The 26,008-nt window shown below is 70.9% G+C and carries 23 protein-coding genes, 1 tRNA gene and 1 pseudogene; 18 read left to right on the top strand and 7 right to left on the bottom strand.

Annotated features, from left to right (window positions below; translation table 11 throughout):
- The first annotated feature begins 44 nt into the window (after positions 1-44).
- The gene (locus DFJ67_RS01360) at positions 45-986 is read left to right on the top strand and encodes a TAXI family TRAP transporter solute-binding subunit (RefSeq protein WP_239097426.1); all 942 of its coding nucleotides are present in this window, start codon (positions 45-47) and stop codon (positions 984-986) included.
- Here the strand turns inward: DFJ67_RS01360 and DFJ67_RS01355 are convergent.
- Positions 942-2,333 (bottom strand): sensor histidine kinase, encoded by a 1,392-nt coding sequence (locus tag DFJ67_RS01355; RefSeq protein WP_116066192.1) that lies wholly within the window; start codon positions 2,331-2,333, stop codon positions 942-944. The two genes, DFJ67_RS01360 and DFJ67_RS01355, sit on opposite strands and share 45 nt — an antisense overlap.
- A 1-nt stretch (position 2,334) precedes the next feature.
- Positions 2,335-2,991 (bottom strand): response regulator transcription factor, encoded by a 657-nt coding sequence (locus DFJ67_RS01350; RefSeq protein WP_116066191.1) that lies wholly within the window; start codon positions 2,989-2,991, stop codon positions 2,335-2,337.
- Between the two features lie 189 nt (positions 2,992-3,180).
- Between DFJ67_RS01350 and DFJ67_RS01345 the strand changes: the two genes are divergently transcribed.
- The 7 genes from DFJ67_RS01345 to DFJ67_RS01315 all read left to right on the top strand — a co-directional run bounded on the left by DFJ67_RS01345 (position 3,181) and on the right by DFJ67_RS01315 (position 9,166).
- A tRNA-Pro gene (locus DFJ67_RS01345) sits at positions 3,181-3,254 on the top strand.
- A gap of 85 nt (positions 3,255-3,339) precedes the next feature.
- A complete protein-coding gene (gene tig / locus DFJ67_RS01340; RefSeq protein ID WP_170215710.1) occupies positions 3,340-4,674 on the top strand; it encodes a trigger factor in 1,335 nt (444 codons plus the stop codon).
- A 102-nt stretch (positions 4,675-4,776) separates the two neighbouring features.
- Positions 4,777-5,418 carry an ATP-dependent Clp protease proteolytic subunit gene (locus tag DFJ67_RS01335; protein ID WP_116066189.1) on the top strand — a complete coding sequence of 214 codons (642 nt, stop codon included), beginning with the start codon at positions 4,777-4,779 and terminating at the stop codon, positions 5,416-5,418.
- 11 nt (positions 5,419-5,429) lie between these two features.
- Entirely contained in the window at positions 5,430-6,092 is a 663-nt protein-coding gene (locus DFJ67_RS01330; protein ID WP_116066188.1) for an ATP-dependent Clp protease proteolytic subunit, read from the top strand.
- A gap of 160 nt (positions 6,093-6,252) precedes the next feature.
- Positions 6,253-7,542, top strand: a complete 1,290-nt coding sequence (clpX, locus tag DFJ67_RS01325; protein WP_116066187.1) for an ATP-dependent Clp protease ATP-binding subunit ClpX — start codon at positions 6,253-6,255, stop codon at positions 7,540-7,542.
- Between the two features lie 5 nt (positions 7,543-7,547).
- A complete protein-coding gene (locus tag DFJ67_RS01320) occupies positions 7,548-8,357 on the top strand; it encodes a carbon-nitrogen hydrolase family protein (protein WP_116066186.1) in 810 nt (269 codons plus the stop codon).
- Positions 8,354-9,166 (top strand): class I SAM-dependent methyltransferase, encoded by an 813-nt coding sequence (locus DFJ67_RS01315; RefSeq protein WP_116066185.1) that lies wholly within the window; start codon positions 8,354-8,356, stop codon positions 9,164-9,166. Before DFJ67_RS01320 ends, DFJ67_RS01315 begins: the two co-directional genes overlap by 4 nt.
- Positions 9,167-9,304: 138 nt before the next feature.
- Here DFJ67_RS01315 and DFJ67_RS01310 read toward each other — a convergent pair whose 3' ends face one another.
- A complete protein-coding gene (locus DFJ67_RS01310; RefSeq protein WP_116075459.1) occupies positions 9,305-9,979 on the bottom strand; it encodes a hypothetical protein in 675 nt (224 codons plus the stop codon).
- Between the two features lie 70 nt (positions 9,980-10,049).
- Between DFJ67_RS01310 and DFJ67_RS01305 the strand changes: the two genes are divergently transcribed.
- From DFJ67_RS01305 to DFJ67_RS43590, 3 genes are all read left to right on the top strand, one after another.
- On the top strand, positions 10,050-12,653 hold the full coding sequence (locus DFJ67_RS01305; RefSeq protein ID WP_116066184.1) for a valine--tRNA ligase: 2,604 nt from the start codon (positions 10,050-10,052) through the stop codon (positions 12,651-12,653).
- Positions 12,654-12,726: 73 nt separating this feature from the next.
- A complete protein-coding gene (locus tag DFJ67_RS01300) occupies positions 12,727-14,052 on the top strand; it encodes a bifunctional folylpolyglutamate synthase/dihydrofolate synthase (RefSeq protein ID WP_116066183.1) in 1,326 nt (441 codons plus the stop codon).
- On the top strand, positions 14,049-14,756 hold the full coding sequence (locus tag DFJ67_RS43590; protein WP_244940423.1) for a DUF4233 domain-containing protein: 708 nt from the start codon (positions 14,049-14,051) through the stop codon (positions 14,754-14,756). Before DFJ67_RS01300 ends, DFJ67_RS43590 begins: the two co-directional genes overlap by 4 nt.
- A 4-nt stretch (positions 14,757-14,760) precedes the next feature.
- Here the strand turns inward: DFJ67_RS43590 and DFJ67_RS01290 are convergent, their stop codons facing one another.
- Together DFJ67_RS01290 and DFJ67_RS43585 are read right to left on the bottom strand one after the other, a co-directional pair.
- Positions 14,761-15,144, bottom strand: coding sequence for a VOC family protein (locus DFJ67_RS01290; protein WP_116066182.1), 384 nt, complete (start codon positions 15,142-15,144; stop codon positions 14,761-14,763).
- Between the two features lie 60 nt (positions 15,145-15,204).
- Positions 15,205-15,663: pseudogene (locus DFJ67_RS43585) on the bottom strand (VOC family protein); the annotation flags it as partial.
- Positions 15,664-17,665: 2,002 nt separating this feature from the next.
- Here DFJ67_RS43585 and ndk point away from each other — a divergent pair.
- Positions 17,666-18,085 (top strand): nucleoside-diphosphate kinase, encoded by a 420-nt coding sequence (gene ndk, locus DFJ67_RS01280; protein WP_116066181.1) that lies wholly within the window; start codon positions 17,666-17,668, stop codon positions 18,083-18,085.
- A gap of 142 nt (positions 18,086-18,227) precedes the next feature.
- Here ndk and DFJ67_RS01275 read toward each other — a convergent pair whose 3' ends face one another.
- A complete protein-coding gene (locus DFJ67_RS01275; protein WP_116066180.1) occupies positions 18,228-19,502 on the bottom strand; it encodes a DUF4032 domain-containing protein in 1,275 nt (424 codons plus the stop codon).
- Positions 19,503-19,566: 64 nt separating this feature from the next.
- Between DFJ67_RS01275 and DFJ67_RS01270 the strand changes: the two genes are divergently transcribed.
- The 6 genes from DFJ67_RS01270 (at position 19,567) to rph (ending at position 24,912) form a co-directional block, all read left to right on the top strand.
- Positions 19,567-20,301 (top strand): SAM-dependent methyltransferase, encoded by a 735-nt coding sequence (locus DFJ67_RS01270; protein WP_116066179.1) that lies wholly within the window; start codon positions 19,567-19,569, stop codon positions 20,299-20,301.
- 63 nt (positions 20,302-20,364) lie between these two features.
- Positions 20,365-20,940 (top strand): TetR/AcrR family transcriptional regulator, encoded by a 576-nt coding sequence (locus tag DFJ67_RS01265; protein WP_203784259.1) that lies wholly within the window; start codon positions 20,365-20,367, stop codon positions 20,938-20,940.
- Positions 20,940-21,248 (top strand): hypothetical protein, encoded by a 309-nt coding sequence (locus DFJ67_RS01260; protein ID WP_116066178.1) that lies wholly within the window; start codon positions 20,940-20,942, stop codon positions 21,246-21,248. Before DFJ67_RS01265 ends, DFJ67_RS01260 begins: the two co-directional genes overlap by 1 nt.
- Before the next feature lie 33 nt (positions 21,249-21,281).
- Positions 21,282-22,028: a hypothetical protein gene (locus tag DFJ67_RS01255; protein ID WP_147315376.1), complete on the top strand. Its 747-nt coding sequence runs from the start codon at positions 21,282-21,284 to the stop codon at positions 22,026-22,028.
- Positions 22,025-22,237, top strand: coding sequence for a DUF1737 domain-containing protein (locus tag DFJ67_RS01250; protein ID WP_116066176.1), 213 nt, complete (start codon positions 22,025-22,027; stop codon positions 22,235-22,237). Before DFJ67_RS01255 ends, DFJ67_RS01250 begins: the two co-directional genes overlap by 4 nt.
- A 98-nt stretch (positions 22,238-22,335) precedes the next feature.
- On the top strand, positions 22,336-24,912 hold the full coding sequence (rph, locus tag DFJ67_RS01245; RefSeq protein ID WP_409362974.1) for a rifamycin-inactivating phosphotransferase: 2,577 nt from the start codon (positions 22,336-22,338) through the stop codon (positions 24,910-24,912).
- A 44-nt stretch (positions 24,913-24,956) separates the two neighbouring features.
- Here the strand turns inward: rph and DFJ67_RS01240 are convergent, their stop codons facing one another.
- Complete coding sequence (locus tag DFJ67_RS01240) at positions 24,957-25,973, bottom strand: glycoside hydrolase family 11 protein (protein WP_116066174.1); 1,017 nt, start codon at positions 25,971-25,973, stop codon at positions 24,957-24,959.
- Between the last annotated feature and the right edge of the window lie 35 nt (positions 25,974-26,008).

Genomic DNA, 26,008 nt, shown 5'->3' with positions numbered 1-26,008 from the left:
AGGGGGTATGCGCGAGCCCCTTACTTGAGGAAAACTTGCGCTGCGTGAGGGTGATCGAGGCGCGGCGCACCGGACTGTCGGTCCTCGTGCTGCTGCTCATCGGCATCGGCGTCGCCGGCGAGGGGAATCCGCCGGTCACCCACATCCGGATCGCCACCGGCAGCCAGACCGCCGTCTATTACGCATTCGGCAAGGCACTCGGCCAGCTCGTCGACGACAACCTGCCCGACACCGACGCGCAGGTGATGGTCACGGCCGCCTCCGTGGAAAACGTGCGGCTGGTCGAGAGCAAGGGCGCGGAGATCGGTTTCACCCAGGCCGACATCCTGGTCACGGGCTCGGCGCCGCCGGACCCACGCGTACGCGCGCTGGCTCGGGTCTATGAAGATCTTCTGCATCTGGTCGTGCCGTCCGATTCGGCGATCAGCTCGCTCGAGGACCTGAAGGGCCGCCGGGTCGCGATCGGGGCGCCGGGATCCGGCACCGAGATCACTGTCAAGCGGCTGCTCGGGGTCGGCGGGCTGAGCGCGCCCGGCATGATCCAGACCGAAGGGCTGGGGCTCGACGACTCGGCGGCCGCGCTGCGCGACGGGCGGATCGACGCCTTCTTCTTCTCCGGCGGGCTGCCGGTGCAGGCGATCGAAGATCTCAACAACAGCCTGGGCATCCGGATCGTCGATCTCGGCGCGTGGGTCGAGCCGATGCGCAAGGCCCATTCAATGGTGTACGTGCAGCGCGAGGTCAACGACTCCGTCTACAACCTGCCCGCGGTCAGCACCCTCGCCGTGCCCAACTTCCTCGTGGTGCCGACCGACATGCCCGACGACGTCGCCTACAACCTGACGAAGCTGTTGATGGAGAAGCACGAGGCCCTGGCCCGCGCGCACCCGGCGGGGGAGCGGTTCGACGTCAGGTCGGCGATCGGCACCATGCCGGTCCCGCTACACCCGGGCGCCGCCCGTTATTTCCGCTCGGTGAAGCCGTAGCCGGACCCGGGCGACCAAGCCGCGGGGCTCGCGGGGCGTGAGGGTCAGCGTGCCGCCCGACGCCTCGACCAGCACGGTCGCGATCGACAGGCCGAGCCCGGCGCCGTCGACGTTCTGGGTGTTCGGGGCCCGCCAGAACCGCCGGGTCGCGAGGCGGCACTGGTCGGCGGTCATCCCGGGGCCGTCGTCGCGAACGGTGACCACCGCCCGGCCGGCCACCACCTCGACCGAGACCGTCACCTGGCCGCCGGCGCCGGCGAACTTCAGGCCGTTGTCGATCAGCGCGTCGAGTGCCTGGTCGAGTGCGGTGTCGGCGGCCTCGGCGGGCACCGGCTCGGTCGGCACCTCGGCCGTCAGTGCGACGCCGCGCTGATCGGCCAGCGGGCGCCAGGCCTCTACCCGGGCGGCGACCAGCTCGGCGGCGTCGACGGTGATCGGCGGGCGGCCGTCCCACTCGGCGCGGGCCAGGGCGAGGAGGCTGTCGAGCACCCGGCTGAGCCGGTCGGACTCCTCCAGCGCCAGGTGGTGCTCGGCCCGGGCGGCCAGCGGCAGCATGTCGCCCAGGCCCTCGACCCGGAGCCGGAGCACGGTGAGCGGGTTGCGGAGCTGGTGGCTGGCGTGCGCGACGAAGAGCCGCTGCCGTTCTAGGGCGTCGGAGACGGTGTCGGCCATCTCGTTGAAGCTGGTGGTCAGTCGGCGCAGTTCGGGCGGGCCGAGCGCGTGCGGCACCCGGGCGGTGCTGTCGCCGGCGGTGATCTCGTGGACGGCCGTGTCGAGCGAGAGGACGGGCCGCAGCACCCAGCGCGCGAGCCGCACCGCCGCCACCAGCGAACCCACCAGTGCCACCAGCCCGACCACGCCGAGCACCGACCAGGCGAAGAGCATCGAGCCGCGGGCCCGCTCGGTCGACGAGATGGTCAGCACCCCGCCGAGCACCTCGCCGCCCTCGTAGACGGGCACCGCCACCAGCAGCGAACTGCGTTGCCAGGGCCAGACGTTGGTCGGCGAACTGACCTGCCGGCCGGCGAGCGCGCCGCGGACGACCGGGTCGGTGTCGAGGCCGGGCCGGGCGCCGGCGTGGGTCACCACCCGCCGGTTCTGGTCGACGACGATCACGACGATGCCGTAGAGATCGTGGTAGCGGGTCAGCTCCGCGCGGACCGGTTCGAGCTCGCCGCCGCGCATCGCGGGTGCCACCAGCGCCGCGAACCGGGTCGCGTCGGCCAGCCGGTCGGCGAGCAGCGCCTGGGTGGTTCGCCCGCTCATCACCAGCCCCAGCGGCACCTCCAGTGCCAGGAGCACCAGACAGGCCAGCAGGAGGTACGTGGTGACGAGCCGGCGCCGCACGTCACTCGGCCTGGAGCCGGTAGCCCACCCCGCGCACGGTGCGGACCAGGTCGGGCTGGCCGAGCTTGGCCCGCAGGGAGGCGATGTGCACCTCCAGCGTGTGCCGGCCGGACCAGGTGGTCTGCCAGACGTCGAGCAGGATCCGCTCGCGGGTGACCGCGACACCGGGCTGGCGGGCCAGCGAGGCCAGGATGTCGAACTCCTTGCGGGTCAGCGCGACCGGCTTGGCGTCGACGCTGACCTCGCGGGCGGTGAAGTCGATCCGCAGCGGGCCGATCTCGCGGGTCTGCCGGGCGGCGACGCCGCGGGCGGCCCGGCGCAGCAGCGCCTCGATGCGCAGTTGCAACTCGGCCATCGAGAACGGCTTGACCACGTAGTCGTCGGCGCCGACCCGGAAGCCGTTGACCTTGTCGCGCTCGTCGGAGCGGGCGGTCACGGCGATGATCGCGAGGTTGTCGTCGCGGGTGCGCAACGCGCGGCACACGTCGATGCCGTCGCCGTCGGGCAGGCTGAGGTCGAGCAGCACCAGGTCACAGGGTGCGGCCTCGACCGCGGCCCGGGCGGTGGCGGCGTGCTCGACCTGGTAACCCCGGCGGACCAGCATCGACTTCATGACGGACGCCACCCGCAGATCGTCTTCGACGAGCAGAATGCGCATGGCCCCGCCTCCCTTCCGGCACGTATTCGCGCGCATCGTACCGTCCGCCGGTAAGGCCCCCGGTCGGTAAACGGACCTGTCGCCGTACCCGCGCAATCGGGTTTGTCTGGTTTATCCGTCACCCACCGTGCGGGAAAGGGACGCCGGGCGCGGCGGGTGCGCCGCTACCGCATAGACTTCGGTTCGCCACGGGGTGTGGCGCAGCTTGGTAGCGCACTCGCTTTGGGAGCGAGGGGCCGTGGGTTCAAATCCCGCCACCCCGACTGTGACCGCCGCGGCGGTGTCAACTGCCGCGCGCCTACACTCGATGGGCTGATCAGTCCAAGAGACATTCCGAGGAGTACGCCTGTGAAGAGCACCGTCGAGACCCTGAGCCCGACCCGGGTGCGGCTCGCCATCGAGGTGCCGTTTGTCGAGCTCGAGCCGAGCCTGCGCAAGGCGTACCGGGAAATCGCCCAGTCGGTCACGGTGCCCGGTTTCCGCAAGGGCAAGGTGCCGTCCGCGGTCATCGACCAGCGGGTCGGCCGCGGCGCCGTGCTCAACGAGGCCGTGCAGGAGGCGATCCCGGAGAACATCGTCGCCGCCGTCCGCGAGCACGAGGTGAAGACGCTCGGCCGCCCCGAGGTGGAGATCACCGAGTTCGGTGACGGCGAGCCGCTGAAGTTCACCGCGGAGATCGACGTCCGTCCGGAGCTCAACCTGCCCGACCTGTCGACCATCGAGGTCACGGTCGACGAGCTGGCGATCGGCGACAACGAGATCGACGACCAGGTCAAGGCGCTCCGCGAGCGGTTCGCCACGCTCAAGACCGTCGAGCGGGCCGCGCAGGACGGCGACTACGTCCAGATCGACATGAAGGCGACCGTCGACGGCGAAGAGGTGCCGGGCGGTTCCGCCACCAACATCTCCCACGAGGTCGGCAGCAAGCAGTTGCTGCCCGGGCTCGACGAGGTGCTGGTCGGCCTGTCGGCCGGCGCCGAGACCTCCTTCAGCACGCAGCTGGTGGGCGGTGACTTCGCCGGCCGTGACGCCGACGTGGCGGTCACCGTGCGCACCGTCAAGGAGAAGCAGCTGCCCGAGCTCGACGACGAGTTCGCCCAGCTCGCCAGCGAGTTCGACACCCTCGACGAGCTGCGCGAAGACCTCCGCAAGCGGGTCACCCAGGCCAAGCAGGTCGAGCAGATCTACGCCGCGCGCGACAAGGCGCTCCAGCAGGTCGTCGAGGCCGCTGACGTGCCGGCGCCCGAGGGCGTGGTGAAGGAGGAGGTCGAGCACCGCAAGCAGGCGATGGCCGACCAGCTCGAGCGCATCGGCGCCTCCTTCGAGGAATACCTCGCGGCCGAGGAGAAGACCGAGGAGCAGATCGACACCGAGCTGACCGACGCGGCCACCGAGGGCGTCAAGATCCAGCTCGTGCTCGACACCCTGGCCGACGCCGAAGACGTGCAGGTCTCCGACGACGAGTTCGGTCACGAGATCATGCACCGCGCCCAGCGCGCCGGGATGCAGCCGCAGCAGTACTACGACCAGCTCGTCCGGTCGGGTGCCGCCGGGGCGGTCTTCGGCGACGTGCGCCGGGGCAAGGCGCTCACCCTGGTGATGGAGCGGGTCAAGATCAGCGACTCGGCCGGCAACCAGATCAGCCTCGACGCGGTGCGCGAGGTCACCGAACACAACCACTGAGCCCCGCCCTGCGCTCTGAGCGAACACCGTCCGCTGCGGGAAGTCAGCGCCTCGGGCACCGGTTAATGTCGGGCGTAGTACGGAAACGAGCGAGAGGCTGCCATGACCGATCTGCATATCCCAGCGACGCCCATCCGGGCGCACGAGGCTCGCGGCGACAACCTCGCCGGCGGGCTCGACGACTCGGTCTACAACCGGCTGCTCAAGGAACGCATCATCTTCCTCGGCAGTGAGGTTACCGACCAGGTGGCCAACCGCATCTGCGCGCAGCTGCTGCTGCTGGCCGCGGAAGACCCGGGCCGCGACATCAACCTGTGGATCAACTCGCCCGGTGGCTCGGTCTACTCCGGCATGGCGATCTACGACACCATGCAGTTCATCGACAACGACGTCTCCACCGTCGCGATGGGCATGGCCGCGTCGATGGGTCAGCTCCTGCTCTGCGCCGGCACCAAGGGCAAGCGCTACGCCCTGCCGCACGCGCGGATCATGATGCACCAGCCGTCCGGCGGCATGGGTGGCACGGCGTCCGACATCGCGATCCAGGCGGAGCAGATGCTTTACACGAAGCGGATGTTCCAGGATCGGGTCGCGCACCACACCGGCCAGACCCAGGACCAGATCGAGGCCGACTCCGACCGTGACCGTTGGTTCACGGCCCAGGAGGCCAAGGACTACGGATTCATCGACAAGGTGATCACCGGAGCCGCACAGGTTCCGGAAGGCGCCGGGACTCTGGGCTGAGGAGGCCAACCATGACCGATCTGACTCTGCCTCCGCAGTTCGCTCCGGTGCACAACCGTTACGTGCTGCCCTCGTTCGTCGAGCGCACGTCCTACGGCATCAAGGAGTCGAACCCCTACAACAAGCTGTTCGAGGACCGGATCATCTTCCTCGGCGTCCAGGTCGACGACGCGTCGGCCAACGACGTGATGGCACAGCTGTTGACGCTGGAGGGCACCGACCCCGACCGCGACATCATCATGTACATCAACTCGCCCGGTGGCTCGTTCACGGCCATGACGGCGATCTACGACACCATGCAATACGTCCGTCCTGACATCCAGACGGTCTGCCTGGGTCAGGCCGCGTCGGCCGCCGCCGTCCTGCTGGGCGCCGGCACGCCGGGCAAGCGGATGGCGCTGCCCAACTCGCGGATCATCATCCACCAGCCGGCCACCGAGGGCGGCTACGGCCAGGGCTCCGACATCGAGATCCAGGCGCGCGAGATCCTGCGCATGCGGTCGCAGATGGAGGAGATCATCTCCCGGCACTCCGGGCGGCCGCGCGAGACGGTTTCCAAGGACGTCGATCGCGACAAGATCATGACGGCCGAAGAGGCCCGCGAATACGGGCTGGTCGACACGATCCTCACCAGCCGCAAGAAGGGCCTGCTCGCGGCTGCCGCAGCGGGCTGAAATAGGCGTAGTGTCGGGGATCGGCCAGGTTCGACAACACTGGCTGGTCCCTGACACACCCATATTGGGGGTCGGAGATAACGCCCCCAGCGGGTAACGTCGAGTTTGCACACACCCCGGAGGCGGTCCGCCGCGGCCGATGAGCGCAGGGAGAACGTAGGTGGCACGGATCGGAGACGGTGGCGACCTACTCAAGTGCTCCTTCTGTGGCAAGTCACAGAAGCAGGTCAAGAAGCTGATCGCAGGCCCCGGGGTCTACATCTGCGACGAGTGCATCGACCTCTGCAACGAGATCATCGAAGAGGAGCTGGCCGAGACCGGCGAGGTGAAGTGGGAAGAGCTTCCCAAGCCGATGGAGATCTACCAGTTCCTCAACCAATACGTTGTGGGGCAGGACCAGGCGAAGAAGGCGCTCTCCGTCGCCGTCTACAACCACTACAAGCGGGTGCAGGCCGAGTCGGCCAGCGGCCCCGGTGGCAACGACGCGGTCGAGCTGGCCAAGTCCAACATCATGCTCATCGGCCCCACCGGCTGCGGCAAGACACACCTGGCGCAGACGCTGGCCCGCATGCTCAACGTGCCGTTCGCGATCGCCGACGCCACCGCACTGACCGAAGCCGGTTATGTCGGTGAGGATGTCGAAAACATCCTGCTGAAGCTGATCCAGGCCGCTGACTACGACATCAAGCGCGCCGAGACGGGCATCATCTACATCGACGAGGTCGACAAGATCGCCCGCAAGTCGGAAAACCCGTCGATCACCCGCGACGTCTCCGGCGAGGGTGTCCAGCAGGCGCTGCTCAAGATCCTGGAAGGCACGGTCGCCAACGTCCCGCCGCAGGGCGGTCGCAAGCACCCCCACCAGGAATTCATCCAGATCGACACCACCAACGTGCTGTTCATCTGCGGTGGCGCGTTCGCCGGGCTCGACCGCATCATCGAGTCCCGCACCGGCCAGGGTGGCACCGGCTTCGGCGCCCGACTACGCGCTGTCTCCGAGCGCTCGACCGACGACGTCTTCAGCCAGGTCATGCCGGAAGACATGCTCAAGTTCGGCCTGATCCCCGAGTTCATCGGCCGGCTCCCGGTGATCACCAACGTCCGGTCGCTCGACCGCGAGGCGTTGGTCAAGATCCTGACCGAGCCGCGCAACGCCCTGGTCCGCCAATACCAGCGGCTCTTCGAGCTCGACGGCGTCGAGCTCGAGTTCGAGCAGGCGGCCCTCGACGCGATCGCCGACCAGGCGATGCTCCGCGGCACCGGCGCCCGTGGCCTGCGCGCCATCCTCGAAGAGGTCCTCCTCTCGGTGATGTATGAGGTGCCGAGCAACCCCGACGCAGCCCGGGTCCTGATCACCCGCGGGGTGGTCCTCGAAAACGTCAACCCGACGATCGTGCCCCGCGAGTTCGCCGGCCGCCGCCGCCGCGACCGCGAGGAGAAGTCGGCCTGACCGCGATGCGCGTCGCGGTCTGCCAGCTCAACGCGCGCGACAACCGCGCCGACAACCTGAAGGTCGCCCGCTCCCTGCTGGAGCGGGCCGCCGCCCAGGGCGCCGACGTCGCCGTGCTGCCCGAATACACCGACTACCTCGGCCCCGCCGAGGGCACGCCGGCCCCCGAGCCGGTCGACGGTGAATACGGCTCCTTCTTCGCCGCCGCCGCCCGCGACCTGGGCATGTGGGTGCACGCGGGCTCGTTCCACGAGATCGGCCCGTCGCCGGAGCACTCCTACAACACCTCGCTGGTGTTCGACCGCACCGGCGCCCTGGCGGCCACTTACCGGAAGATCCACCTCTACGACGTGGAGATCCCCGGCAAGGTGTCCTACCTGGAGTCCGCGACGATCGCACCCGGCACCACGACGTCGGTCGCCACCGTCGAGGGCGTCCCGTTCGGCCTGACGATCTGCTACGACCTGCGTTTCCCGGAGCTCTACCGGTCCCTCGCGAAGGACAGCGCTGCCCAGGTGCTCGTGGTCCCGGCGGCGTTCATGCTGCACACGGGGCGCGACCACTGGGAGGTCCTGCTCCGGGCAAGGGCGATCGAAAACCAGTGCTACGTGATCGCGGCGGGCCAGATCGGCGACCACGAGCCGGGCCGCAGCTGCTTCGGCCGCTCAATGATCATCGACCCGTGGGGCACCGTGGTCGCCCAGGCACCCGACGAGGTGACGGTGATCGTCGCCGACCTCGACCTGACCCGGCTGGCGACGATCCGCCGGGAGTTGCCGTCCCTGGCACACAGCCGGCCGTTCGACGTCGCTTGAGCGCGGGCTTCGACGCGCACGAGCGCGCGCAGTGGTCCGGGCGCGCGACCGCTTACCGCGACACCCTGGCCGCCTTGTGCGCCGGGCCGGTCGAATCCCTGCTGGACGCCGCCGGGATCGTGGCCGGTGCTCTGGCGCTCGACGTCGGCACCGGCACCGGCACGGTCGCCGCGCTGGCCGCTGAGCGCGGCGCGTGCGTGGTGGCCGTAGACGCGGAACCGAGCATGCTTTCCCTGGCCCGCCGCCGCGTGCCCACCGCCGGCCTCGGCCTGGCTGCGCTTCCCGCGCTGCCGTTCGCGGCGCAGGCCTTCGACGCGGCGGTGGCGAACTTCGTCGTCAACCATGTGGGTGATCCGCTGGCCGCGTTGCGTGCGCTGCGGCGGGTGGTCCGTCCGGGTGGCCGGGTCGCGGTGACGATCTGGCCGCATCCGGCGCCGCCCGCGCAGCAGGTGTGGCCGGACGCCTTCGCCGCGGCCGGCGCCGTGCGGCCGACGGACCTGCCACGGGTCGACGCCGCCCTGGATTTCCCGCGTTCCGTCGACGGCCTGACCGACCTCCTGCGGCAGGCCGGCTTCGCCGATGCCGGCGGCGCCGTGGTCGGCTGGACCCACCGCACCGACCGCGAGGCCTGGTGGAACGGGCCGGCCAACGGCATCGGCGCCGCCGGAACGATGCTGGCCCGCCAGGACGCCGCGACGAAGGCGCGGATCCGGGTCGAGTTCGACCGGCTGACCGCGCCGTTCCTGGGCAGAGACGGGTCGCTGGGGTTGCCCACATCGGCAGTGCTCGCCCACGGCGCGGCGGCCTGAGGGTTGGCCCACGTCGCCGCCGCCCGGTGACGGCCGGGCTCACGTCTGTGGCGCCCGGCCGCGGTCGCGGCCAACGTCAGCGGTGGCGGGTCCCGCCAGGCGGATGGTCCGCCGGTGACCGGTCGTGACGGCGCCGCGTTAGTCGCGGGTCTGGACCGCGCCCCGCATTTCGCGCATCAGCGTGCCGGCCTCTTCCGGGGAACGTGACGGGAACAGCGCCATCCCGGTCGCGCCGTGGTCGGCCCAGCCGCACACCGCCATGGTGCCGCCGTCGTCGACCGGCGTCGTGCCGCACTTCATCACGCCACCGAGGGCGCCGGCGTCCACCTCGTGCACACCGGAGACCTCACCGGACTCGTCGCCCATCAGCCGGAACAACGTGTCGAGGTCCTTGGCCGGCGACCACAGCAACGCCGTACCCCCGAAGAAGAGGACGCTGCGGTTGGCACCCGCCGGATCCGTGTAAACCGCGCCCACGCTGGATTTCAGGTCGATGCCGGCGGCGAAGGCCGCCCGGAGGTCTTCCGCCGTCGCCTCGGCCTCCGACGAGTTGTCCTTCGTCAGGCCGGCGGCCTTCACCGGCGTCGACATCGTCGTGTCCTGCTGGGAGATGATCCCGGCGCCCCAGATGCCGACACCGAGAACCCCCGCCAGGACCACCACGGCCACCGAGCCGAGCACGATCTTGCGGCGGCTGGACATCGGTGGGCGGGGGCCGTCGTCCTCCGGCGCGTCCGGCGACGCCGCCCACACGGGGGGTGTGACGTCGATCGGCTCGCCCGGTTCGGCGGCGGAAATACGGTCGTTCGACATGCTCGCCACCGTAACGGAACGGCCGGTGGTCGCATGCGGGGTCGCCCGGAACGCTCCGTAGACTTCACGGGTGACCCAGACACCGGAGACCCGTGAGCTCGCCACACCGACCCTACCGGCGCAATACACGCCGGCAGACGTAGAGAGTCGGCGCTACGAGGCGTGGGTATCCGACGGCGTCTTCACCGCCGACGTGTCCAGTGACAAGCCGCCGTTCACGATCGTGATCCCGCCGCCCAACGTCACCGGCTCGCTGCACATGGGCCACGCTTTCGAGCACACCCTGATGGACGCTCTGGTACGCCGCCGGCGCATGCAGGGCTACGAGGCCCTGTGGCTGCCGGGCATGGACCACGCCGGCATCGCCACCCAGAACCTCGTCGAGCGCCAACTCGGCACTGAGGGCCTGTCCCGTCACGACCTGGGCCGCGAGGCGTTCGTCGAGCGGGTCTGGCAGTGGAAGGCCGAGTCCGGCGGCGCGATCCTCGGCCAGATGCGCCGGCTCGGCGACTCGGTCGACTGGAGCCGCGAGCGGTTCACCATGGACGAGGGCCTGTCCCGGGCCGTGCAGACCATGTTCAAGAAGCTGTTCGACGACGGCCTGATCTACCGCGCCAACCGCATCATCAACTGGTGCCCCCGCTGCCTCACCGCGCTCAGCGACATCGAGGTCGTGCACTCCGACGACGAGGGCGAGCTGGTCTCGATCCGCTACAGCGACGAGATCGTCGTCGCCACCACCCGCGCGGAGACGATGCTCGGCGACACCGCGGTGGCGGTGCATCCCGACGACGAGCGCTACAAGCACCTGATCGGCACCGAGGTCGAGCTGCCGCTGACCGGGCGGCGCATCCCGATCGTCGGCGACGAGCACGTCGACCCGGCGTTCGGCACCGGCGCGGTCAAGGTGACCCCGGCCCACGACCCCAACGACTTCGAGATCGGGCAGCGGCACAACCTGCCCAGCATCACGATGATGGACGAGCGGGGCGTGATCACCACGCCCGGCCCGTTCGAGGGCCTGGACCGGTTCGAGGCGCGCCCGGCGGTCGTCGCGGCGCTGCGCGAGCAGGGGCTGATCGTCGCCGAGAAGCGGCCCTACGTGCACGCCGTCGGGCACTGCTCACGGTGCCGCACCACGGTCGAGCCGCGGCTGTCGTTGCAGTGGTTCGTCAACACCGGCCCGCTGGCCAAGGCGGCCGGCGACGCGGTGCGCGACGGCCGGGTCCGGATCGACCCGGAAGACATGTCGAAGCGCTACTTCGCCTGGGTCGACAACATGCACGACTGGTGCATCTCGCGCCAGCTGTGGTGGGGGCACCGCATCCCGGTCTGGTATGGCCCCGACGGCGCGGTGCGCTGTGTCGGCCCCGACGAGGAGCCGCCGGGCGAGGGCTGGGAGCAGGACACCGACGTTCTCGACACCTGGTTCTCCAGTGGCCTGTGGCCGTTCTCCACTCTCGGCTGGCCCGAGCAGACCCCCGACCTCCAGCGCTTCTACCCGACCAGCGTGCTGGTCACCGGCTACGACATCCTGTTCTTCTGGGTCGCCCGGATGATGATGTTCGGCCTCTACGCGATGGACGGCAAGCAGCCGTTCGACGTGATCGCGCTGCACGGCATGGTCCGCGACGAGCACGGCAAGAAGATGTCGAAGTCGTTCGGCAACGTGGTCGACCCGCTCGACTGGATGGACCGCTTCGGCGCCGACGCGACCCGGTTCACCCTGGCCCGCGGCGCCAACCCCGGCCAGGACGTGCCGGTCAGCGAGGAGTGGTGCCAGGGCTCCCGCAACTTCTGCAACAAGCTCTGGAACGCCACCCGGTTCGCGCTGATGAACGGCGCACACGTCGAGGGCGCGCTGCCGGCCGAGCCGTCCACTGTCGACAGCTGGATCCTGTCGCGGCTCCAGCACGTGGTCGACGAGGTCGACGAGCTGTTCGAGCGGTTCGAGTTCGCCAAGGCCTGCGACGTGCTCTACCACTTCGCGTGGGACGACGTCTGCGACTGGTATGTCGAGCTGAGCAAGCCCGTGCTGTCCGCCGGCGGTCCCGCCGCCGACGCGACCCGGCGGGTGCTCGGTCACGTGCTCGACCAGTTGCTGCGGCTGCTCCACCCGGTGATCCCGTTCGTCACCGACAAGCTGTGGATCGCGCTCAACGGCGAGGGCACGGTGGCCCGTGCGGCCTGGCCGCAGCTCGACAAGGCGCTGGTCGACGACGCCGCCGAGGCCGAGATCGACGCGCTCCAGCGGGTGGTCACCGAGATCCGCCGGTTCCGCTCCGACCAGGGCCTGCGTCCCGCGCAGCGGGTGGCCGCCCGCCTCGACGGCCTCGGTGTGGTCGCACCGCACGAGGGACTGATCCGGTCGCTGGTCCGGCTCGACGAGTCCGGCGCCGACTTCACCGCCTCCGCGACGCTGTCGGTCGCCGGCGGCGTGCGGGTCGCGCTCGACACCCGCGGCGTGATCGACATCGCCGCCGAGCGGGCCCGCCTGGAGAAGGACCGCGCGGCCGCCGAGAAGGAAGCCACCCAGTGCCGGGCCAAGCTCGGCAACGAGGCCTTCGTCGGCAAGGCGCCCGAACCGGTGGTCAACAAGATCAAGGAACGGCTGGCCACCGCCGAGGCCGACCTCGCGCGGATCGGCGCGGCTTTGGAGGCGTTGCCGTCATGAGCATCAGCGAGCGAAGCGAGCGCGGTCAACTGAGCGCCCTGTCGTGCCTCTCCTGCCGAAGGGAGGCAGTGGCATGACCGAGTTCCGCGAGGTCGACGCCGCGCTGGAGGCCCGCGGCAACATCCGGATGGTCTTCGACCTGAGCAAGATCGAAGAGCTGCTCGACCTGCTCGGGTCGCCGCAGCGCGCCTACCCGTCGATCCACCTCACGGGCACCAACGGCAAGACCTCGACCGCCCGGATGATCGACTCGCTGCTGCGGGCGTTCGGCATCCACACCGGCCGCTACACCAGCCCCCACCTGGAGACGGTCCGCGAGCGCATCTCGCTCGACGGCGAGCCGATCGATGAGGACCGGTTCGTCTCGGTCTACCGCGAGGTCGAACCGCTCGCCGCGCTGGTCGACCAGCAGCACAACGAACCCCTGACCTACTTCGACATGACAACCGCCCTGGCGTACGCCACCTTCGCCGACGCACCCGTCGACGTCGCCGTGGTCGAGGTCGGCCTCGGCGGCGCCGACGACTCGACCAACGTGATCCAGGCCGGCGTCTGCGTGATCACCCCGATCGGCCTCGACCACACCGAGTGGCTCGGCGACACGCTCGAGGAGATCGCCTGGGCCAAGGCCGGCATCATCCACAAGGGCGCCACGGTCATCACCGCCGCGCAGCCCGAGGAGGCGGCCCGCCCGCTGCTCGAACGCTGCGTCGAGGTCGGCGCCACGATCGCCCGCGAGGGCGGCGAGTTCGGCGTGCTGCGCCGCACCCTCGCCGTCGGCGGCCAGGTGCTGACATTGCAGGGCCTGGGCGGCGAATACGACGACATCTTCCTGCCGCTGCACGGCGCACACCAGGCCCAGAACGCGGCCGTGGCACTCGCGGCGGTCGAGGCGTTCCTGGGCGCCGGCGCCGACCGCCAACTCCCGGTGGAGACGGTCCGCGAGGGCTTCTCCGGCGCGTCGTCACCGGGCCGCCTGGAGCGGGTCCGCAACGCGCCGACCATCCTGCTCGACGGCGCGCACAATCCGCACGGCATGGCCGCCACCGTGACCGCGCTCCAGGAGGAGTTCGCGTTCAGCAAGCTGGTCGTGATCGCCGCCGTGCTCGCCGACAAGGATGTGATCGGCATGCTCGACCTGTTGGAGCCCATCGCCGACGCGATCGTGGTGACCCGCAACCAGTCGCCCCGGGCAATGCCGATCGAGGAACTGGCCGACCTGGCGACCGAGGTATTCGGCGAAGACCGGGTGGCGACGGCGGCCAACATGCCGGACGCGATCGAGCTCGCGGTGGCGATCGCGGAAGACGAGGTTCAGGGCGAGCTGGCCGGTGTCGGCGTGCTCGTCACGGGTTCGGTCATCACCGTGGCCGAGGCAAGGACGTTGCTGGTTCGATGACGACTCCCGACGGCGCCCAGGCGCCTGCAGGCCAACCACCGACCGACGCCGCCGGTGCGCCAGCACGGCGAGCCCGCGTCGACGCCGCGGATCCGGCGGGTTCCTCGGCCGCGAACGCGGACTCGGCCGCCGCCACGGCGGCGAACGTCGGCCCGGCCGCCGCCACGGCGGCGAACGTCGGCCCGGCCGCCGCCACGGCGGCGAACGTCGGCCCGGCCGCCGCCACGGCGGCGAAGGTCGGCCCGGCCGCTGCTACGGCGGCGAAGGTCGGGCCGGCCGCTGCTACGGCGGCGGACGTCGGGTCGGCCGCTGCGGCCGCGCCGAATGCGGAGCCGGCGGGCGCGGATGACCTGCCGCCTGGTTATCGGCGGTCCGGGCTGAAGAATCCGGCCGGGGCCGTGCGGGGCATGGGCGCTGCGGCGCTCGGCCTGCAGGGCGTCGTGCTTCTGCTCGCGATCCAGCCGATCCGGGTGCTCGGCGACGGCGTGGGTGCCGGCGCCGTCTGGGCTGCGGTCGGCCTCGCGGTGGTCTGCTTCGTGCTGTGCGGCATGATGCGCCGGCCGTGGGTGTGGACTGCGGGCAGTGTCGTGCAAGGCCTGCTGGTGGTCAGCGGCCTCCTGCACTGGACGCTCTTCGCGCTCGGCGTCATCTTCACCCTGGTGTGGCTCTACGTGCTCTACGTCCGCCGCTCGATCCTGCGCTGACTCGCTAGGGGTGCCGCTCGGCGGCGCTGCGGAGCACGCAGAACTCGTTGCCCTCGGGGTCGGCGAAGACCACCCAACCGCCGTGTTCGCCGGGCGGGGGAGTGCGGCGGTCGTCGACGATCGTGGCGCCCAGCGCGAGCACCCGCTCGACCTCCTCGTCGCGGGGGACGTCGGGCCGCAGGCAGATGTGTACCCGGTTCTTGGCCACCTTCGGCTCGGCGACGGTCTGGAAGTAGAGGTGCAGCCCGGTCGGCAGCGCGATGCTCGTCTCGGGATCACCGGGCAGGTCGTCGTCGGCCAGCGGCGCCGCCATGACCTTGCTCCAGAACGTGGCGAGCTCGTAGGCATCCGCCGTGTCGAACGTGACGTTGAGAACCGTTGGCGCCACTGCGGCGCTCCTTCCGTGGCAGGGTGGAGCACTCAACCTGCCACGGTGGGGCGGGCGGTGCTACCCCGTTTCCCGGCTACGCCATTGGGTGATCGCGATGCCGTGCCCGTCGGGGTCGCGGAAGGCGGCCGCCCAGAGCTCGAGCTTCGCGCCCCGGTTGACCACCCGCGGCGGGTAGGTGAAGCGCACGCCCTTCGCCCGCAGGTCCTCGTAGACCGACATGACGTCGCCGACCTCGAGGTTGAGGTGTACCAGCCGCCGGTTGACCGGGGACGCGTCGCGGATCTCCCGGAGCACCATCCGGGTGTCGCCGGACGCCAGCACCGCGTTGTGCTCCCCGCCGTCGATCTCCAGGAAGCCGAGCATGTCGCGGTAGAAGGCGACCGACCGAGGCAGGTCGCGCACCAGGAAGGTCAGCCCGACGCCGTGGATGGTCGCCCCGGTCGCACCGGGCCGGGCGCTCGGGTAGGCGGTGAACAGATCGCCGAACACATCCTCGTCGCCGTCCTTGCCACCCGAGGTGCGCGACGGCTCGTCGTCGGTCACGCCCGCGGCAAGGCCGCCGGCACCGACCGCGGCGCCAGCCAGCACGGCGTCTGCGGTGCCGCGATCGGCATCGGCGGTGGTCGGCGCCTCGGCCAGCAGGGGACCGCTCGCCGACGCGGCGCTATCGTCAGCCCGACCCCCCTCGGGGGTAGCAGCCGCGGAATCCCCGCCGCTCTGCGCACGGCTCGCGGCGGTCCCGCCCGATGCCGCCAGATCCTCGCCGAGGTCGTCGTCACGCCGGATGCGGCTCGCACCCGAACCCGACGTGACCTCATCGTCGGCTGGCTCGGTCGGGCCGGCGGCCGCGCCGGATGCGGCCAGGTCCTCGTCTGCGACCTGAGTGCGGCTCACACTCGGGCCAGATACCGAATCGTCGCCGGCAGGGTCGTCCCGCCGCCGCGTGCCGCTCGCGTCCCGGTCCGATGGGGCCTGATCGTCGGCGGGGTCGTCTCCCCGACTGGGCCTCGCGTCTGGGTCCGGCGGCGCCTGATCGCCGACGGGGTCGTCTCCCCGGCTGGGCCTCGCGTCCGGGTCCGGTGGCGCCTGATCATCGGCGGGGTCGTCGCCCGGCTTGGCGGAGCTGCTGGGTCCAGCGGACCTCGCCCGGTCATCGCCAAGATCGTCGCCAAGGTCGTCGTCCCGGCGGATGCGGCTCACGGGCGGGCCTGAGGCCGCAGCGCCGTTGGTGGGCCCGCCCCCGCCACTGCTCGCAGGACCGCTCGACGCCGCCAGATCCTCGTCGCTCCGCGCCGCCCGGCGGGCGTCCCGGCCAGCGGGCGCCCAGCCTTCCTCAACGTCTTCGCCGCTGCCAGTCGTGCCGGATGCAGCAGGCTCGTCGACAGCGGCGCTGCCCCGAGCCGAAGGCGGCCGACCACCGGCATCGGCCCACGCACCACCGCGCGCCGGGCGGGCCTCAGCAGCCGGCGGCGAGACCTCGGTATCGTCCGACCCCCGCGCCGGCCGGCTCACCCGCCGCTCGGCGAACAGCGGATCGGCCCAGGTGGCCTGCGAGTCGAAGTCGAACACGTCGTCCGGCCCGGCACCCGCCCGCTGCCCGGGCACGTCGGGGGCGGGAGGCGGGGCGGTGGCGGTGGCCGTACCCCCGGAGCCCTCAGCTTTTGCCGCGCGCTCCGCGCGCGTCAACCGCGGATCAGGCCGCGCCCGGCGGGTCAGTGGCGGCGCCGGCTCCGGCGGATCGACCAGGGTGCCCTCGACGACGATCGGCCCGCCCGGGGTCTGGTGGACGACCACCGGCTCGGCCGGCTCGCGCAGGCCGCTGAGCTCGTCGGTCAGGTCGGCGGTGGTGGTCTCGATGGTCTCGACGGGCGCCGCAGCACCGTAGCCGCTGTCAGGACGGTCCCAGTCGTCATCCTCGAGCGGGCCCATGTCGGTCTCGCGGGCGGCGGCCGCCTCGGCGTGGGTCAGGACCTCGTCCCAGAGGATGCGGATGTGCCGCGGGTCGTCGATCGCCACCATGATGGGCAGGCTGGCGCCCACGTCGGGCCACTTGGCCACCGGCACCCGCGGGTCGCGCATGCGCACCAGCCGACCGGCCACGCCCGGCGCGTCGATCAGCACCTGTAGCTCGCACCGCCCGAACACCGACGACGCCGGTGGTTCGGAGACGGTGTGCACGTGTGCGGTGCCGGCGACCCAGGCGCGGGCACCGCCCCGGATCGTGGTGACCAGCACGAGCCCGACGGCCAGCACGATCAGCGCGATGCCGAGTGCCACGATCGCCAGGCTCTTCATGCCGATCCCGAACAGGACCACGAACAGCGCACAGGTGCCCAGCACCGCGGCGAACAACTTCCGGACCGGTGCGAGCGGGCGGCGGTTGCCGTTCGCCACAGTGGACCTCCCCTGAGTCACCAAGAAGGCTAGGCCCCGCGCGCCCGCCGAGGGAAGAGCCGGAGGGAAGCGGGTGATCCGCCCTCGGTAGGCTGAACCCCCAGCTTCAGGAGGGTGTTTCAACGTGTCCAGCACTACGGTCGAGCGCACGCTCGTGCTGATCAAGCCCGACGCGGTCCAGCGCGGCCTGGTCGGCGAGATCCTGAGCCGCTTCGAGCGCAAGGGCCTGACCATCGACGTGCTGGTCAAGCGCATGATGGACGCCGACCTCGCCGACGCGCACTACGCCGAGCACGTCGAGAAGCCGTTCTACCCGCCGCTCAAGGAGTTCATGACCAGCGCGCCGCTGGTCGCCCTGATCCTGAGCGGCGACACCGCGATCGAGGTCGTTCGCACCCTGGTCGGCGCCACCGACGCCCGCAAGGCCGCGGCCGGCACGATCCGCGGCGACCTCGCGCTCTCCAACCGGGAAAACCTCGTCCACGCGTCGGACTCACCCGACAGCGCCAAGCGCGAGATCGCCCTCTGGTTCCCGAAGGCCTAGTTCAGAGCCAAGAGATCAAGAGCTGGTCCCGGGTCCGCGGGGGGCACGACCGTCGCTCCCGCCGGGGACCGCTCGCTGACGCTTCGCTGCCAGCCTCGCGGCCGAGCCGGGTCCGCGGTGGTGCCTCGCCGTCGCGGCCCGGTCATGGCTCGTCGTGGGACATGGCCTCGAGCATGTCCGGGGTCAGCGCGACCAGTTGGCCGGTCGCCGCTTCGGCGACCGCCATGCCCGCCGCTGACGCGGGCGGGACGGTGCGATCGCGCAACGCCGCGATCGCGGCCTCGTCGCCCACGTCGGCGCCGGCCTGCTCGCTGAGCAGCCAGCGGACCTCGAGCAGGTCGCAGTAGGCCTGGATCGGCTCGCCCAGGTCGGCCACCCGGGCCATGCCGGGCCGGAGCACCTCGTCGATCCAGCGCAGGGCGGCCGACGCGTCGGCCATGTCGGTGTGCGACTGCTGCTGGACGTGTGCCTGGAACGCGCGCATGTCGAGCAGCAGGATGCGGGCCTGGCCCTCGCCCACGTCGAGGCCGGTCAGGTCGTGCAGCTGCGACGCGTGGTAGCGCCGCGCCGCCACCGCGACCTTGAGTCGCAACTGGTCGGTGCCGGCCGAGGACACCAGATTGACCTCGTCGACCGCGAAACCCAGGTCGTGCAGTTGCCGGATCCGCGACTCGACCTGGTAGCGGTCGTCGTAGGAGAACACCGGTTCGGCGTGCAGCACGTCCCACAGGGCCTGGTAGCGCGACCCGACCGACTCGGCCGCCGCGATCAGGTCGTCGAACTGCTCCGGCGGCTGGTCGAGCCGCAGCGCGACGTCGACCAGGCCGCCGGCCACGTTCTCGACCATGATGTCGATGTCGTGGGCCCGCTGTCCGTTGGACAGCCGTGGGTGGATCTCGCTGGTCTCGGCGTCCACCAGGTAGGCCTGGAGCACCTGGCCGTCGCGGGAGAAGAGCGTGTTGGCCAGCGAGCAGTCGCCCCAGAACAGGCCGTGCCGGTGCAGGTCGACCAGCAGGCTGGCCAGCGCGTCGAGCAGGCGGTCGCGGTGTGCCGTCTGGTCGGGTGGGATCCGCATCAGCAGCCGCCGGTATTGCCACGACCGCTCCAGATAGCGGGTGACCAGGATCGCGGTGTCCTCCTGCGGCTGCACGACCAGGCCGGCCGGCCGCACCGCAGGCAGGGCGCGGGCCTCCAGGTCGCGCAGCACGGCGTACTCCTTCTGCGCGATCCGGACCGGCAACTCCTTGAGCGCCCAGCGCGCCCCGTCGGTGTCGACGAAGCGCACCAGATGCCGGCTCGGGCCGACCGGGACGTCGCGCAGTGGCACCTCGGTCGCGTCCCAGGTCGCCAGCGGCTGCAGCCACGGAAGAGCCAACAGACCCGGCGACGTCGACCGCAGTCGCAGGTCAAGGCCCATTCACCTGAGATACCCGAGAGCGCAGCGTTTCACACGGCCGGCCGCGCACTGGCAAGCTGCGCCGATGGACCGTGAACAGATGTCCGGGATCGCGCATGCCGACCACCCGATCAAGTCCCCGCTCGACGACGACGCCGTGCGCGCCCTGCTCGCTCGCGCCCTCCCGCGCGGCGACGAGCGGATCCTCGACCTCGGCTGCGGCGGCGGTGAGTGGCTGCTGCGAGCGCTGGCCATGCACCCGGGGCTGCGGGCCGAGGGTGTCGACATCTCCGCGGCCGCGTTGGAGCAGGCCCGCGCGAGTGCGATCGACCGCGGCGTCGAGGACCGCCTGGTGCTGCACCAGAGCGAGGCGGAGGCCTTCTCCGCGCCGCACGGTTTCGACCTGGTGCTCAGCGTCGGCGCCGCACATGCCTTCGGCGGCCTGCTGCCGACCTTGGCGGCGGCGCGCAAGCACCTGGCGCCGGGAGGCCGCGTGCTGATCGGCGACGGCTTCTGGATCGCCGACCCGTCACCCGAGGCGGTGGAGATGCTCGGCGACTTCACCGACCTCGCGACCACGATGGACCGGGTCAAGGCCGACGGCTGGACGCCGGTCCACGGTCACGTCAGCACCCGCCGGGAGATGGACGACTACGAGTGGGCGTGCTGGGGGTCGCTGTCCTCGTGGGCGCTCGACCATCCGTCCGACCCCGACAGCGCCCAGGTCCTCGAGACGGCCGAAACCCGCTACACCGAATGGCTCCGCGTCTACCGCGACACCTGGGGCTTCCTGACCCTCGTCCTGCGCGAAACACGGTAGACCCCGCCGGTGCTATGGTGAACGAAACCGTTTCGTTCACCATAGCGTTCCGGGGGAGCAGTAGTGGCAGGGGAAGAGCGCGAGGAGGCGATCCTCGCGGCGACGTTGGAGCTGCTGGCCGAGGTCGGTTACGACCGGATGCGGATGGATGCCGTCGCCGAGCGGGCCAGGGCCAGCAAGGCGACGATCTACCGGCGCTGGCCGGGCAAGGCCGAGCTGGTGGTGACCGCGATCGAGCGGCACACCGCCGCCGCGATGGACGACCGGGCCGACCCGGGCAACCTGCGCGACGACCTGCTCGGCCGGATGCGGGCGATGCGCGACGGGCTGACCGGTCAGGACGCCGGGCTGTTGCTCGGGTTGCTGACCGCGATGCACCACGACGCCGAACTCGCGGCCATCGTGCGGGCGCGGATGATCGACGACAAGCGGCGGGCCTTCGACCCGGCCATCGACCGGGCGATCGACCGCGGCGAGCTGCCCAAGGGGCTCGACCGGGCGATGCTCGCCGAGGTCAGCTCGGCGATGCTGTTCTCCCGGGCGTTCGTGACGGGCGAGCCGCTCGACGACGCGTTCCTGACCGACCTCGTCGACCGCGTGCTGCTGCCGCTGGTCCAGCACCGGGCGGGTGACGCCTGATGGTGACCACGATCGTGTTCGGGTTCCTGGCCGGTTTCTGGGGCGGCAACGGCCTGCCCTACTTCGTCGCCGGCAGCACCGGTGACGGCCGCAATCCGGGCCCGTTCGCCGACTCGGCGGCGGGCAACGTGCTCGTCGGCTGGTTCATGCTGGTCGTGGCCGCCGTCTTCGGGCATTTCGCGCACCTGCCGAGGCACCCGGCGGCCGGCTGGTCCGCGGTGGCCCTCGGCGTGCTCGCCGTCGGCCTGATCCACTCGCGCACGTGGCGAAACAACCCCTGGCCCTGGCGCCGGCCGCTGCCTGATTAGATCTTGAGGGAGCCAAACGACACGGGGGTCGGCATGCGGCGCGTTGTGGGTCTCACCATCGTCCTGCTCAGCCTCGCGGGGTGCGGCGACGCCGGCCCGGAGCCGGCCGACCGCACGCGCGGCGGCGCCGGGTCGGCGGCGGAGTCGGCCGAGCAGGCCACGGACCGGGTGCGCGCCGCGGTCGAGACGATGGAGCAGACCAGTTTCGCTTTCCGGAACACCAGCGACGATGGGGCGAGCGTCATCGACGGGGTGGTCCACCGCCCGTCGGAGTCCACCACCATGAAGATGGCGATCACGATGGAGGATGCCGGCACCTCCGTCACGCAGTTCGTCCGCATCGGTGACCGGGGCTGGGGCCGGATCGACCTGATCATGGCCCCGGTCGACGGTGTGCCGGCCAGCACCGAAGGCGTCACGCAGTGGAAGGTGCTGCCGCCCGAGATGCTCGCGCAGGAGCCGTTCCGGCAGGTCGCCGGTGGTGCGTTCCTCGTCAGCACCGACCTCTTCACCGGCGTCACCGGGCTGCACCAGACCGCGCCGCAGACGTATGCGGGCACGATCGACATCGCGGCACACCCGCTCGTCGGGTTGCTCGACGAGTCCTTTGTCGCCACGTTGGGCGAGCGGGCCAGGGCGGTGCCGCTGACCGTGACGCTCGACCTCACCGGCCGGATCACCACTCTCGTCATGGACGTGCCCGACCACCGCCTGGAGACCAGGTTCACCGACTTCGACGCGGTCACCGCACCGGTGCCGCCGGCTACGGTCGGACCATGACAGATCAACCACCGGATGGGCTGCCGCGGTATCGCGTGCTGACCGGACCGGATGACGAGAAGTTCTGCCGGCGGGTCAGCGAAGCGCTGGACCTCGGCTATCGGCTGCACCTCGGCCCGGCCGTGACCTTCAACGGCGAGCGCGTCATCGTGGCCCAGGCGGTGGTCTGGGATGACGCACACCGACCTCCCGCCACTTCTAACGTATAGCGGACCGGGGGGCTTGCGGCAAGACCCGGGTCGCGGCGCAGAATCGTCGGCCGAGGGCTACGAGCTGCGGAAATGGGGGCAACGACGTGGGCGAGTGGTTGTTGGATCTGCGAGAGGTCGACGACACGCGGGTCGCGGTCGCCGGGGGCAAGGGCGCGCACCTGGGTGAGCTGTCGCGGATCGACGGCATCGCGGTGCCGGCCGGCTTCTGCGTGCCGACGGACGCCTTCCGCCAGATCCTGTCCGAAGCACCGACGATCAACGATCAGCTCGATCGGCTGTCGCGCGTGAAGCCGGATGCGCAGGAGGAGATCCGGGCCCGAAGCGCCGAGCTCCGCCGCACGATCGAAGGCGTCGCCATCCCCGCCGACCTGGCGACGGCGGTCAGAAGCAAAATCGGCGCCACAGAGGCCTACGCCGTCCGGTCCAGCGCCACGGCAGAGGACCTGCCGACGGCCTCCTTCGCCGGCCAGCAGGATACCTACCTCAACGTCGTCGGACCGGCCGCCGTCCTCCAGCACGTCAGCCGGTGCTGGGCGTCGCTGTTCACCGAGCGGGCGGTGACCTACCGCGTGCGGAACGGCTTCGACCATCGGAAGGTCAGCATGGCCGTGGTCGTGCAGCGGATGGTCTTCCCGCAGGCGTCCGGCATCCTGTTCACCGCCGACCCGGTCACGGGCAACCGTAAGGTCGCCGCCGTCGACGCCAGCTTCGGTCTTGGCGAGGCGCTGGTCTCGGGCCTGGTGAACCCCGACGTCTTCAAAGTCCGCGACGGCGAGGTCGTCGACAAGGTGATCGGCACCAAGCACCTCGCCATTCAGGCGCTGCCGGCCGGCGGCACCGAGGAAGTGGCGATCGACCCGCGGCAGGGCGAGCAGCCGGCGCTAACGGATGCGCAGGTCGTGCGGCTCGTGGAGCTCGGCCGGCGGATCGAGGCGCACTTCGGTCGCCCACAGGACATCGAATGGTGCCTGGTCGACGACGGTTTCGAGATCGTGCAGAGCCGGCCGATCACCACGCTGTTCCCGGTCCCGCACCGCGACGACGACGCCAACCACGTCTACCTCTCCGTCGGCCACCAGCAGATGATGACCGACGCGATGAAGCCGCTCGGCTTCTCGATGTGGCAGCTCACGGCCATGGCCCCGATGCTGGAGGCCGGCGGGCGCCTGTGGGTCGACGCCACCATGCGGCTGACCTCGCCGGCCGGCCGCGCGGCATTCCTGGAGCTCGCGGGCCGGGCCGATCCGCTGATGAAAGACGCGCTCGAGACCGTCCTCGACGGCGGCGACTTCGTTCCGACGCTCCCCGACACCGGCCAGGGCGGCCCGCCGGTCGGCGGCGCACCCGCGGCGATCGACAACGATCCGGCCATCGTCACCACGCTGGTCGAGCGCGGCGAGGCGTCCGTCGCCGCCCTGAAGCGCGACATCGCGGCGGTGACCGGGCCGGCGCTGTTCGACTTCCTGCTCGAGGCCTTCCAGGAGCACAAGCGGGTGCTCGGCGATCCGCTGAGCATGCAGGCGATCATGGCGAGCCACGAGGCCACCTGGTGGCTCAACGACCACCTCCTGGAGTGGCTGGGCGAGAAGAACGCGGCCGACACGCTCACGCTCTCGGCACCCGGCAACATCACCTCGGAGATGGGGCTGGCGCTGCTCGACGTCGCCGACGTGATCCGGCCGCATCCGGAGGTGCTGGCGTTCCTGCGCGGCGGCGTCGACGAGTCCTTCCTGGACGCCCTGCCGAAGCTCGCGGGCGGCACCGAGGCGCGCGACGCCATCACGGCCTACCTCGACCGCTACGGGATGCGCTGCGTCGGCGAGATCGACATCACCCGGCCGCGCTGGAGCGAACGTCCGGCCACGCTGGTGCCGCTGATCCTCGACAACGTCAGGCTTTTCGAGCCGGGCGCCGCACGGCAACGCTTCGAGCGGGGGCGGCAGGAGGCGCGGCAGAAGGAACACGACGTGCTGTCGCGGCTGCGGGCGCTTCCGGACGGTGAGCGGAAAGCCGACGAGACCAAGCGGATGATCGATCGGGTACGGATCTTCATCGGCTACCGGGAATACCCGAAGTACGTCATCGTCAGCCGCTACTTCGTCTACAAGCAGGCCCTGCTGGCCGAGGCCGAGCGCCTCGTGCGGGCCGGTGTCCTGGCCGAGCGGGAAGACATCTTCTACCTGACGTTCCAGGACCTGCACGCCGTCGCCCGTGCGAACGAGGCCGACCCGGAGCTCATCCAGCGGCGCGAAGAGGCGTTCCGGGCACACCAGGCGTTGACCCCGCCCCGGGTGCTGACCTCCGACGGCGAGGCCATCAACGGTGCCTACCGGCGCGACGACGTACCCACTGATGCTCTGATCGGTCTGCCGGTTTCCGTCGGGACCGTCGAGGGCCGGGCCCGCGTGATCCTCGACATGGCGGAGGCCGAGCTCGAGCCCGGCGACATTCTGGTCACGGCCCACACCGATCCCAGTTGGTCGCCGCTGTTCGTCGCGGTGGCCGGCCTGGTGACGGAGGTGGGCGGTCAGATGACGCACGGCGCGGTGATCGCCCGCGAATACGGACTGCCGGCCGTCGTCGGCGTCGACCGGGCCACCCGGCGGATCCGGGACGGGCAGCGGATCCGCGTACACGGAACAGCGGGGTATGTCGAGATCCTGCCCGACTGACGCGGTGGCGCGGCGGCCAACGCCGCCGCGCCACCCGTGGGTGTTCAGCTCGTGCGACAGGTGACCGTCGGCCAGGTCCAGTTGCCGTTGGCCATGATCGTCACGCCGAAGGTGTTGCCGTTGCCGTTCGGTCGCGCGGTGACGGTGCCGCTGGTGCCGCTGACCGAGGCGTTCCAGCTGTTCTGGAGGCTCTGCCCGCCGCCAAGGCCCAGGCTGACGACCCAGGCGCTGGTGCCGCTGACCGCGACGTTGAGGTTGAACCGGTCGCCGAACTGCTGGCCGGCCGACAGGGTCGCGGTGCAGTTGCCGCCGCCACCGCCGCCGGGCGGCGGGGTGGTCGGGCCGCCGCCACCGCCGCTGCCTTCCCGGACGGTGATGTCGGAGCTGCCGCTGCTCTGGTAGCCCTCGGTGGCCATGATCTGGTAGCTGTGGTTGCTGCCGAGGTTGAGGCCGGCTCGGGCCCAGGCGTCGAAGTGGTTGGCGGTGGTGATCGTGCCGCCGGTGCGCTTCTGCTGGCGGACGCTCCAATACTGGTAGAACGTCGCGGTGCCGTCGATCGACGGCTGGTTGACCCGCTGGGTGCGGTAGAGGTCGTAGGTGCCGCCGTCGGTGCTGACCGACCCGACGCGGGTGGCGCCGGTGCTGGGGTTGTAGGTGCCGAAGTTCTCGACGACGTAGTACTCGATGAGCGGGTTCCGGGTCCATCCATACAGGGCGAGGTAGCTGTTGCCGTTCGGGCTGTAGCTGCCCGAGTAGCTGATCGTGTGCCGGCTGCCGGTGGCCCAGCCCTTGCCGCCGACCCAGTTGTTGCCGTTGCTCCAACTGCTGGAATACCGGCCGTCGGCGCGCAACGTCATGCTGGCGTTGCCGCTGTCCTTCCAGAACGAGAAGAAGTAGCCGTTGTGCGTGCCGGTGGTGCTGGAGCTGACGGTCCGGTCGGCCTCGGCGTAGGCGTCTGGCGCCATCACCCCGATGCCGGCAGCGAGCACCGCCGCACAGGTGGCGCCGAGGAGCAGCCGCATGCGGCCGCGCCTACCCGGTTTGCTCTGCGTGTCCTTCATGCCTGTGCTTCCTCCTCCTGACGCAATGACGGTCA

Origin of the sequence: Asanoa ferruginea (assembly GCF_003387075.1) — a bacterium.
Classification (GTDB): Bacteria; Actinomycetota; Actinomycetes; order Mycobacteriales; family Micromonosporaceae; genus Asanoa; species Asanoa ferruginea.
This window is presented reverse-complemented; position numbering and strand designations above follow the sequence as displayed.